Below are 11583 nucleotides of genomic sequence, written 5' to 3'. Positions count from 1 at the left end.
CCGTCCGATCCAACACCTCCACCGGACCCTCGAACATCACCTCACGCAACGACCGACCCAACAACGGATCGACAAACCCACACACCTCGTCCAACACAGCCGCGAACACCGGGAACACCCCATACAACTCCCGGCCCATCCCCACCCGCTGAGCACCCTGACCCGTGAACACGAACGCCGGACGACCACCCGCGCCCGCATGACCCGTCACGGTCCCCGCCGCCGGCCGTCCCTCGGCCAGGGCTTCGAGACCGGCGAGGAAGCCGTCCGTCTCACCGGCGACGACCACGGCGCGGTGGTCGAAGGCGGAGCGGGTGGTCAGCAAGGCGTGTCCGACGCCGGCGAGGTCTGCCCCGCCGAGCGTGCGGGGCAACCGGTCGGCGAGCCGACGGGCCTGCTCGCGCAGGGCGTCCGCGCTCCGGGCGGAGAGCACCCAGGGCAACAGCGTGCCGGCGGGCGGGTCGGTGGGAGCGGGGTGTTCGTCGGCAGGGGCCTGTTCGATGATCAGGTGGGCGTTGGTGCCGCTGATACCGAAGGAGGACACTCCGGCCCGGCGCGGGTCGTCGCCCTTCCACTGCCGGCGTTCGGTCAGCAACTGGACCGTACCGGCGGACCAGTCCACGTGCGGGGACGGCTCGTCCACATGCAGGGTGCGCGGCATCTCGGCGTGCCGGATGGCCTCCACCATCTTGATCACACCACCGACACCCGCTGCCGCCTGCGCATGCCCGATGTTCGACTTCAACGACCCCAGCCACAACGGCCGCTCCGCGGAACGAGCCGCGCCGTACGTGGCGATCAGCGCCTCCGCCTCGATCGGGTCGCCGAGCGAGGTGCCCGTGCCGTGCGCCTCCACCAGGTCCACGTCCGCCGCCGACAAGCCGGCGTCCGCCAGCGCCTGCCGGATCACCCGCTGCTGCGACGGACCGTTCGGCGCCGTCAACCCGTTCGACGCACCGTCCTGGTTGACGGCGCTGCCCCGGATCACGGCCAGCACCCGGTGCCCGCTGCGCCGCGCGTCCGACAGCCGCTCCAGCACCAGCAGCCCGGCGCCCTCGGCGAAGCCGGTGCCGTCCGCGCCCGCCGCGAACGCCTTGCAGCGTCCGTCCGGCGCCAGGCCGCGCTGGCGGCTGAACTCGGTGAGGACGTTGGGGGTCGACATCACGGCGACGCCGCCTGCGAGGGCGAGGGTGCACTCGCCGCGTCGCAGCGCCTGCACCGCGAGGTGGATCGCGACGAGGGACGACGAGCACGCCGTGTCCACCGTCACCGCCGGACCCTCCAGACCGAGGGTGTACGCGACCCGGCCGGAGATCAGGGCCGAGAGGGTGCCGGTGCCGATGTAGCCGTGCAGGTCCGCGGCGGTTCCGGCGAGCACGGTCGCGTAGTCCTGATCGTCGGCGCCGGTGTAGACGCCGGTACGGCTGCCGCGCAGGGTGCCGGGTTCGATGCCGGCGTGTTCGAGGGCCTCCCACGCGGTCTCCAGGATGAGCCGCTGCTGCGGGGCCATGGCCAGGGCCTCGCGCGGGGAGATGTCGAAGAACCCGGCGTCGAAGCCGCCGGCGTCCTCGAGGAAGCCGCCACGGCGGGCGTAGCAGCTGCCCGGCCGCTCGGGATCGGGGTCGAACAGGGTGTCGAGGTCCCAGCCGCGGTCGGTCGGGAAGGGGCCGAGGGCGTCACGGCCCTCGGCGACGAGGTTCCAGAGATCGTCGGGAGAGGCCACGCCGCCGGGCAGGTGGCAGGCCATGCCGACCACCGCGACCGGGTCGTGTGCCCGGGCCTCGGTGTCGGCGAGTTGCTGGCGGGCCTGCCGGAGCTCGGTGGTGACCTTCTTCAGGTAGTCACGCAGCTTGGCGTCGTTCGCCGTCTGATCGTTTGCCATGCGACGTCAACATCCTCCGGGCAGGCTCAGGAGATCCCGAGCTCGTTCTCGATCACGCTGAACAGTTCTTCGTCGGTGGCGGAGCCGAGGTCCTCGGCCGGCTCGTCGTCGGCACCGTCGGGCAGGGTGTTCCAGGAGCGCAGCAGGGCGCCGAGCCGCTCGCCGATGGCCGTACGGGTGTCGGCATCGACGTCGGCGGTGCGCAACCGGTCCGCGAGCCGGTCGAGTTCGGCGAGGACGGTCGGTGTGGTGTCGGCCGGGGCCAGCCGGGTGCGCAGTTCGGCGGCCAGGGCGGTGGGCGTGGGACGGTCGAAGACCAGGGTGGCCGGGAGGCGCAGCCCGGTCGCGGTGGCGAGCCGGTTGCGCAGTTCCACGGCGGTCAGTGAGTCGAACCCGATCTTCTTGAATTCCTGTGCCGCGTCGATCGCGTCGGCGGCGGCGTGTCCGAGGACGGTGGCCGCGTGGCCGCGTACCAGGTCGATCAGGTACTGCTGCTGTGCGGCCTCGTCCATGCCGTCCAGGAGCGCGGCGCTCCCCGCGGGGCGCGCGGTGTGCGCGGTGGGCCGTACGGAGTGCTGGACCAGGTCACGCAGGAGCGGGGTGACGGACGCCGGGTCGGCCGCGCGCAGTGCGGTGGTGTCGGGGTCGGCCGGGACGAGGACGGCGCCGCCGTGGGCGAGTGCCGCGTCGAACCGGGCCAGTCCCTCGGTGGGTTCCACCGGGCGGATCCCGAGTGCCGAGACCCGCCGTACGTCGGCGGCGTTCATCGCTCCGGTCATGCCGGAGGCCTCGGTCCACAGGCCCCAGACGAGGGAGGTGGCGGGCAGTCCCTCACTTCGGCGGTGCTGGACGAGTGCGTCCAGGTAGGCGTTGGCCGCGGCGTAGTTGCCCTGTCCGGGGCTGCCGAGGACACCGGCGAGGGAGGAGAAGACCACGAACGCCGACAGGTTCGCGTCCCGGGTCAGCCGGTGCAGGTTCCAGGCCGTCTCCGCCTTGGCGCGCAGGACGCTGTCGAACTGCCCGGGGGAGAGCCGGTCCACGGTCGCGTCGTCCAGGACGCCGGCCGCGTGGACGACCGCGGTCAGCGGGTGCTCGGCCGGGATGCGGGCGAGCAGGGCGGCCAGGTCGTCGGGGTCGGCGACATCGCAGGCGGCGATGGTGACGTCGGCGCCCAGCGCGGTGAGTTCGGCGCGCAGTTCGGCCGCACCGGGTGCCTGTTCGCCCTGCCGGCCGACGAGCAGCAGGTGCCGTACGCCGTGCCGGGTGACCAGATGGCGGGCGGTGAGGGCGCCCAGGGTGCCGGTGCCGCCGGTGACCAGGACGCTGTGGGCGGGGCTGAGGCGCGGTGGGAGCACCACGGCCAGCTTGCCGGTGTGCCGGGCCTGGGCGAGGTGACGGAAGGCGGCGGGGGTCCGGGCGGCGTCCCAGGTGGTGGTGGGCAGGGGGGTGAGGACGCCTCGGTCGAAGAGGTCGGCGAGTTCGCGGAGCATCTCGCCGATCCGGTCCGGTCCGGCGTTCAGCACCAGGTCGTAGGGGTGGTACGCGACCCCGGGGTGCTCGGCCGCCAGGTCGGCGACCGGCCGGATGTCGGTCTTGCCCATCTCCAGGAACCGGCCGCCGGAGCCGAGCAGCCGGAGCGAGGCGTCGACGAACTCGCGGGCGAGGGAGTTGAGCACCACGTCGACACCCCGTCCGCCGGTGGCGGCGCGGAACCGCTCCTCGAACTCCAGGTCGCGGGAGGAGGCGAGCCGTTCGCCGTCCACGCCGAGGGCGCGGGCGATGTCCCACTTTCCGGGGCTGGCGGTGCCGTACACCTCCATGCCCCAGTGCCGGGCCAGTTGGAGGGCGGCCATGCCGACGCCGCCGGTGACGGCGTGGATGAGCAGGGACTCTCCCGCCTGTACGTCGGCCAGGTCGCGCAGCCCGTAGTAGGCGGTGAGATAGACGACCGGGACGCAGGCGGCCTGCGTGTACGTCCAGCCGCGCGGGATCCTGCCGAGCATGCGGTGGTCGGTGACGGCGAGGGGTGCGATGCCTCCGCCGGGGAACAGGCCCATCACCCGGTCGCCGGGCGCCAGTCCGGTGACGTCGGGGGCGACCTCGACGACGGTTCCGGCGGCCTCGCCGCCGATCGCCGCCTGGCCGGGGTACATGCCGAGGGCGATCAGCGTGTCGCGGAAGTTCAGGCCCGCGGCGCGGACGGCGACCCGGACCTCGCCGGGTCCCAGCGGCCGGGTGTCGTCGTCGGACGGGACAAGGGCGAGGTTCTCGAAGGTGCCCCTGCCGGTGGTGTCGAGCTTCCAGTTGGACGCGTCCTCCGGCGGGACGAGCCGTTCCTGCTCGCCGGTGCGGATCAGGCGCGGCAGCAGGACCTCGCCGGCCCGGATCGCGAACTGCGGTTCCCCGCTGCCGAGCGCGGCGGCCAGGAGTTCCGGTGCGGCACCCGCCGGTTCGAGGTCGGCCAGCACGAACCGGTCGGGGTGCTCGGACTGCGCGGTACGCACCAGCCCCCACACGGCGGCCGCGGCCGGGTCGTGCACGGTCTCCCCCGGCGCCGCGGCCACGGCGCCCTGGGTGAGCACAACCAGCCGGCTCTCGGCGAACTCGGGTGCTTCGAGGAATTCCTGGATGACCGACAGGATGTCCAGGACCGTGGCCTTGGCGGTGTCCGGGGCCGCCGGATCGGCGGGGGTGCCGGGGGCGGTCGCGTCCGTGGCCGGGCCGGCCACCGGTGCGACGGGCAGGACGACGATCTCGGGCGCCGTCGCGCCGGTCGCCGGCTCCGCGAGGAGGTCGGCCGGCCGGCGATGCGGACGCGGGGCGCCCTCGGCGATCCGGATCGGTTCGCCGAGCGGGGCGTCCCCGAGCAGTGCCCAGGTGGAGACGTCCACGGGGACGGCCTGCTCGAGGGCGGCCGGTCGCCAGTGCGGGGCGAGCAGCGCGTCGGGGCTGTGGCGGCGGTCGGCCAGTCGTGCCGCGTCGGTGGTGCGCAGGGTCAGCGAGTCGGCCGTGAGCACCGGCGCACCGGTGGCGTCGGTGAGCGTGAGGGCGACCTGGTCGGTGCCGATGCGGGTGAGCCGGGCCCGGGCGGCGGTGGCGCCGCTCGCGTGCAGTCGTACGCCGGCCCAGGCGAAGGGCAGCCGGACGGTGTCCGGCCGCTCGGAGCAGAGCGCGTGCAGGACGGCGTCCAGCAGCGCGGGGTGGACTCCGTACCGCGCGGCCTCGGCGGCGGTCCCGCCGGTCAGTTCCACCTCGGCGTACAGGTCGTCGCCGTCCTGCCACAGGGCCCGCAGCCCCTGGAAGGCGGGGCCGTAGCCGTATCCGGTCGCGGCCAGTTCCGTGTAGAAGCCGTCCAGTTCCACGCGCCCGGCACCGGCCGGCGGCCGGTTCTCGAGGGCCGGCCGGGGTACGGGCGCTCCGTCGTCGGGGGCGAGGACGCCGGACGCGTGCCGCTGCCACGGCAGGTCGTCGTCGGCGCGGGAGTGCACGGCGAAGGCGCGTCGCCCGGTGTCGTCGGCGGCCTCGGCCACCAGCTGGATCCGCAGGGCTCCCTGCTCGGGCAGGACGAGCGGTGTCTCCAGGGTGAGTTCGTCGACGCGCGGGCAGCGCACCTCGTCGCCGAGGCGGACGGCCAGTTCGAGCAGGGCGGTGCCGGGCAGCAGGACCGTGTCGAAGACGGTGTGGTCGGCGAGCCAGGGCTGGGCGGATGTCGAGAGCCGCCCGGTGAGGACCGTGCCGCCGTCGGCGAGATCGACGGCGGCCCCCAGCAGCGGGTGGCCGGCGGCGTGCAGGCCCAGCTCGGCCGCGTCGGACAGGGCCGCGTCGGCGTCCAGCCAGAGACGTTCCTCCTGGAACGGGTAGGTGGGCAGCTCGACGGGGCGGGCGCCGTCGGGTGCGATACGGCTCCAGTCGACGGCGACGCCGGCGAGATGGGTGTGTGCGACGGCCTCGGTGAACTGCCGCAGTCCGCCCCGGTCGCGGCGCAGGGTGCCGAAGGCGGCGCCGGGCAGCCCGGCCGCGTCCAGCGTCTCCTGGATGCCCATGACCAGCACCGGGTGGGCGCTGACCTCGACGAACACGGTGTGTCCCTGTTCGGCGAGGGCCTGGGTGGCCGGGCCGAACCGCACGGGGTGGCGCAGGTTGCGGTACCAGTAGTCGGCGTCGAAGGCGGTCGGTTCGGCCCACTCGCCGGTGAGGGTGGAGAACACCGGGATCTCCGGGCTCCTGGGGACGACGGGGGCGAGGGCGGTGCGGATGTCCTCCTCGATGGCCTCGACGTGTGCCGAGTGCGAGGCGTAGTCGACCGGTACGGCCCTGGCGCGTACGTCCTGTGCCACGTAGTGGGCGAGGATCTCCTCGAGCGCCGCGGCGTCACCGGAGACCACGGTGGACGAGGCGCCGTTGACGGCGGCCACTCCGGCCCGGCCGGCCCAGGGTTCGATGTCGGCGCTCACGCGGTCCGCGGCGAGCGGTACCGAGAGCATGCCGCCCTGTCCGGCCAGTGCCGTGATCGCCTTGCTGCGCAACGCCACGACCCGCGCCGCGTCCTCCAGACTCAACGCACCCGCCACACACGCGGCCGCGATCTCCCCCTGCGAATGCCCCACCACAGCCGCCGGACGCACACCGAACCCCTGCCACACCGCGGCCAACGACACCATCACCGCGAACAGCACCGGCTGCACCACATCGACACGCTCCAACGACGGCGCATCCGCCCCGCCCCGCAGCACATCCACCACCGACCACCCCGTGAACGGCTCCAACGCCACCGCACACTCGGCAAGACGCTCCGCGAACACCGGCTCACTCGCCAGCAACTCCCGGCCCATCCCCACCCACTGCGACCCCTGCCCCGGAAAGACGAACACGACCTTGCCGGTGCGGTCGGGGGTGGCGCCGGACACGACGTCGGCGGACGGCGTGCCCTGGGCGAGCGCTTCGAGCCCGGCGAGCAGTTCGTCGCGGTCGGTGCCCAGGACGGCGGCCCGGTGCGGGAACGTCGTCCGGGCGGTGGCGAGGGTGTGCGCCGCGTCCCCGACCCCGATCTCGGGCCGTGCCGTCAGGTGCGCGTGCAGCCGTTCCGCCTGTTCCCGCAGCGCCTCCGGCGACCGCGCCGACAGCAGCAGCGGCAGCGTCGTCCGCTCCAGTGGGGCGGCGGGCTCCTCGTCGGGCGCCTGCTCGATGATCACGTGGGCGTTGGTACCGCTGATGCCGAAGGAGGACACCCCGGCCCGGCGCGGGTCGTCACCCTTCCACTGCTGGGGCTCGGTCAGCAGCCGGACCGTGCCCGCGGACCAGTCCACGTGCGGGGACGGCTCGTCCACGTGCAGGGTGCGCGGTATCTCGGCGTGCCGGATGGCCTCCACCATCTTGATCACACCGCCGACACCGGCCGCGGCCTGGGTGTGCCCGATGTTCGACTTCAACGACCCCAGCCACAAGGGCTGTTCCGGGGTACGGGCCGCGCCGTAGGTGGCGATCAGTGCCTCGGCCTCGATCGGGTCGCCGAGCGAGGTGCCGGTGCCGTGCGCCTCGATCACGTCCACGTCCGCCGCCGACAAGCCGGCGTCCGCCAGCGCCTGCCGGATCACCCGCTGCTGGGCGGGGCCGTTCGGCGCCGTGAGCTGGCTGCTGGCGCCGTCCTGGTTGACGGCGCTGCCCCGGATCACGGCCAGCACCTGGTGCCCGTTGCGCCGCGCGTCCGACAGCCGCTCCAGCAGCAGCAGCCCGGCGCCCTCGCTCCAGCCGGTGCCGTCGGCGGCCGCGGCGAACGCCTTGCAGCGTCCGTCCGGGGCGAGTCCGCGCTGGCGGCTGAACTCCACGAAGGTGTTGGGCGTGGCCATCACCGTCACACCGCCGGCGAGGGCGAGGGTGCACTCGCCGCGCCGCAGCGCCTGGGCGGCCAGGTGGATCGACACGAGGGACGAGGAACAGGCCGTGTCCACCGTCACCGCCGGACCGTGGAAGCCGAAGGTGTAGGCGATCCGGCCGGAGGCGATGCTGGCCGCGCTGCCCTGCACGAGGTAGCCCTCGAACTCCTCGGAGGGCTGGTGGACGCGGGTGCCGTAGTCGCTGTACATGACGCCGGTGAAGACGCCCACCTGCTCGCCGCGGAGGGCGGCGGGCAGAATGCCGGCCTGCTCCACGGCCTCCCAGGCGAGGGTGAGCAGCAGCCGCTGCTGCGGGTCGACGGCGAGTGCCTCGCGCGGCGAGATGCCGAAGAACCCGGCATCGAAGTGGCCGGCCTCGTGCAGGAAGCCGCCCTGGCGGGTGGTGGACTTCCCGACGCTGTCGGGGTCGGGGTCGTACAGCTCGTCCACGCCCCAGCCGCGGTCGGAGGGGAACTCCCCGATGGCGTCCTGTCCGTCGGCGACCGCACGCCACAGGTCGCCCGGGGTACGGACGCCGCCGGGGTACCGGCAGGACATGGCGACGACGGCGATCGGCTCGCGCCTGTCCGACTCGACCTGCTGAAGCCGGCGTCGGGCCTCCTGAAGGTCCGTCGTCGCCCGCTTGAGATAGGCGCGGAGCTTCTCCTCGTCCGCCATCGGCGATCCACTCTCCTCAGGGTGTGCGGCAGGTAAGCCGTCCCGTTCCGGGAGGCAGCCACGCGGTTCGTTCACGGTAGGTCGGTGGTCTTGGCGGCCCCTTATCCGTCGCTAAAGCGGGGCGGCCGCGACCACCTGGTCATTCGGGGGTTTCGAGGGTGCCGTCGAGCAGACGGAACAGTTCCTCGTCGCTGGCCTCGTCGATCACGTCGGCGGCCGGGCCGGAGGCGGGCTCCTGCTCCGGGCCGCGCAGCCTCGTCAGGACCTGCTGGAGCCGTGCCACGACCTCGCCGCGGGCCTCCGGATCCGTGGCCAGTTCGGCAAGCTCGGCCTCCCAGCGGTCGAACGCGGTGGCCCACGTCCGGTCGGCGCCGGCCGGCAGCAGCTCGGCGAGCACATGGTCGGCCAGCCGGCTGACGGTGGGATGGTCGAAGACGGCGGTGGTACGCAGTTGCAGGCCGGTGAGCGTGCTGAGCCGGCGCCGTAGTTCGACGGCGGTCAGCGAGTCGACGCCCATGTCGAGGAACCCGCGCTCGATGTCGATGCCGTCGGCGGTCTCGAAGCCCAGCACGTGTGCCAGTTCGGCGCGCACCAGGTCCCGTACGGCCTGGTGGCGGTCCTGTTCGGCCAGTTGGCGCAGCCGGGTGGCGAGCCCTTCGCCGGTGGACGCCGCCCGGGCGGTCTCCCGGGCGGGCCGACGGGTGGTGCGCACGAGCCCGGACAGCAGGGCGGGTGGGGCCTCCGCAGCGGTCTGCAACGCGGCCAGGTTCAGGTGGACCGGCGCCAGCACGGGCCGGTCGAGTGCCATGGCCGCGTCGAACAGCCGCAGCCCCTGGGCGTCGCCGATGCCGGCGATGCCGGACCGTCCGAGCCTGGCCAGCGCGCCCGCGTCGAGCGCGCCGCCCATGCCGCTCTCCCGTTCCCACAGGCCCCAGGCGAGGGAGACCGCCGGCCGGCCGCTCGCCCGGCGGTACTGGGCGAGCGCGTCCAGGAAGGCGTTGCCCGCCGCGTAGTTGCCCTGCCCCGCGGTGCCGAGGGTGCCGGCTATCGAGGAGAACAGGACGAAGGCGGTGAGCGGCAGGTCCTGGGTCAGCAGGTGGAGGTTCCAGGCGGCGTCCACCTTGGCGGACAGCACGGTGCGCAGCTGCCGGTCGGTCATGGTGGCGACGGTGGCATCGTCGAGGACGCCGGCGGCGTGCACGACGGCGGTCAGCGGATGCCCGGCCGGAACCGTCTCCAGCAGGGCGGCCAGCGCCGCCCGGTCCGCCACGTCACAGGCCGCGACCGTCACCTCCGCCCCCGACTCCCGCAGCTCGGCTGCCAGTTCCTCCGCCCCCGGAGCCGCCGCACCACGCCGGCTGGTCAGCAGCAGGTGCCGTACGCCGTACTCCTCGACCAGATGCCGGGCGAACAGCGCACCCAGGCCACCCGTACCACCGGTGACCAGAACCGTGCCGTCGCCGCCCCAGTCCGCCGGGGCCTGCCCGGCCGGTGCGCCGGTCCGGGTGAGCCGCGGCACCAGGACGGTGCCGCCGCGCACCGCGACCTGGGGTTCGTCCGCGGCCAGTGCGGCGGCCACGGCACGGCCGGGGAGGTCCGCCACGTCCGTGTCGAGGAGGAGCACCCGGTCCGGTTCCTCGGCCTGTGCGCTGCGGACCAGCCCCCACACCGGCGCGGCGGCCGGGTCCGGCACCTCGCCGTCGCGGGTGGCGACCGCCGACCGGGTGACCAGGACGAGGCGGCTGTCCGCCGTGGCCGGTTCCGCGAACCAGCGGCGTACCAGGGCGAGTGTGCCGGTGAGTGCGGCGCCCGCCGCCGCCGGGACGTCCGGTTCTTCGGGCGCCGGTCCGGCGTGCATCAGGACCGTGCCGGGGGCGGCGGCGCCCGCGGCGACCGACGCCAGCAGCGAGTCGAGGTCCTCGTGGTGGCGCACCGGGGTGTCGGCGTCGCGTGGCACGGGCAGCGGCCCGACGACCGCCCAGGGGCCGGCCGGATCCCCTGGGGCGGGTGTTTCCGGGGCACCGGGGGGCAGGGGCGTCCACTCGACGCCGAACAGCATGCCGGGTACGGCCGTGTCGGCCAGCCGGTCGGCCGCGACCGTCCGCAGGGTCAGGGAGTCGGCGGTCAGCAGGACGCGGCCCGCGCCGTCGGTCAGGGTGACGGACACCTCGTCGGCGCCGACCCGGGCGAGCCGGACCCGGACGGTTCCGTCGCCCGGCTGCGCGCGGTGCGTGACGCCGCGCCAGCCGAAGGGCAGCCGCACCTGTCCGGACCGGTCGGCCCGCGCGTCCAGCAGTTCGAGCAGCAGCGGGTGCAGCGCACCGTCGAGCAGGGCGGGGTGAACCGCGTGGCCGTCGGCCGGCGGTGCGGCCTCCGGGAGCCGGACCTCGGCCAGCAGGTCGTCGCCGAGCCGCCATGCCGCCTGGAGCGCCTGGAAGGCGGGCCCGTAGGCGTAGCCCAGCTCGGACAGCCGGGGGTAGACCTTGTCCAGCGGCACGGCGACCGCGTCCGGCGGAGGCCAGGCTCCGGCCGCCCACGGATCGGCGGGCGGCTGCCCGGCCGGTGCGGCGTTCAGCGCACCGGTCGCGTGCGTGGCCCAGGGGGCGTCCGGCTCGGCGTCACCCGGCCGGGAGTGCACGCCCAGCGGCCGGCGCCCCGAGCCGTCCGGCGGACCGACGATCACCTGCACGTCCACGGCACCCTGTTCCGGCAGGACGAGGGGCACCTCCAGCTCCAGTTCCTCGACGGAGGAACACCCGCTCGCGCCGGCCGCGTGCAGCGCCAGGTCGAGCAGGGCCGCGCCGGGCAGCAGCACCGCGCCCCCCACGGCGTGGTCGGCGAGCCATGGCTGTGCCGTCACCGCCAGCCGCCCGGTGAGCACCATCTCCTGCCGAGCCGCCAGCGTGACGGCGGCGCCGAGGAGGGGGTGGCCGGTGGTGTCGAGCCCGAACCGGTCGGCTCCGCCCACACCCGCGGAGGCGTCCAGCCAGTACCGGCGACGCTGGAACGCATACGTCGGAACATCCACCACACGAGCACCGGACAACTGCCCCGACCAGTCCACGTCCACGCCGTGGGCGTGCAGGGCGGCGAGCGCCGCGAACACCGTGGCCGCCTCACCCCGGTCCCGACGGGCCGCCGCGACCGCCA

3 protein-coding genes are annotated in these 11583 nt (G+C 74.5%); all 3 read right to left on the bottom strand.

Features of this window, described 5'->3' with window-relative positions:
• On the bottom strand, nucleotides 1–1882 hold a 1882-nt coding region (locus ACZ5CW_RS40990; RefSeq protein ID WP_468610897.1), incomplete at its 3' end, for a type I polyketide synthase.
• A 26-nt stretch (nucleotides 1883–1908) separates the two neighbouring features.
• Nucleotides 1909–8433: an SDR family NAD(P)-dependent oxidoreductase gene (locus ACZ5CW_RS40985; protein ID WP_468610895.1), complete on the bottom strand. Its 6525-nt coding sequence runs from the start codon at nucleotides 8431–8433 to the stop codon at nucleotides 1909–1911.
• Between the two features lie 139 nt (nucleotides 8434–8572).
• On the bottom strand, nucleotides 8573–11583 hold a 3011-nt coding region (locus tag ACZ5CW_RS40980), incomplete at its 5' end, for a type I polyketide synthase (RefSeq protein WP_468610893.1).

The organism is Streptomyces sp. NPDC031379 (assembly GCF_055569615.1).
The sequence above is the reverse complement of the archived record's forward strand: the minus strand, read 5'-3'. Positions and strand labels throughout refer to the sequence as shown.

What these genes read in the sequence shown, in the direction of transcription:
- ACZ5CW_RS40985 (WP_468610895.1), bottom strand. Translation starts at nt 8,433, where the DNA reads ATGGCGGACGAGGAGAAGCTCCGCGCCTATCTCAAGCGGGCGACGACG.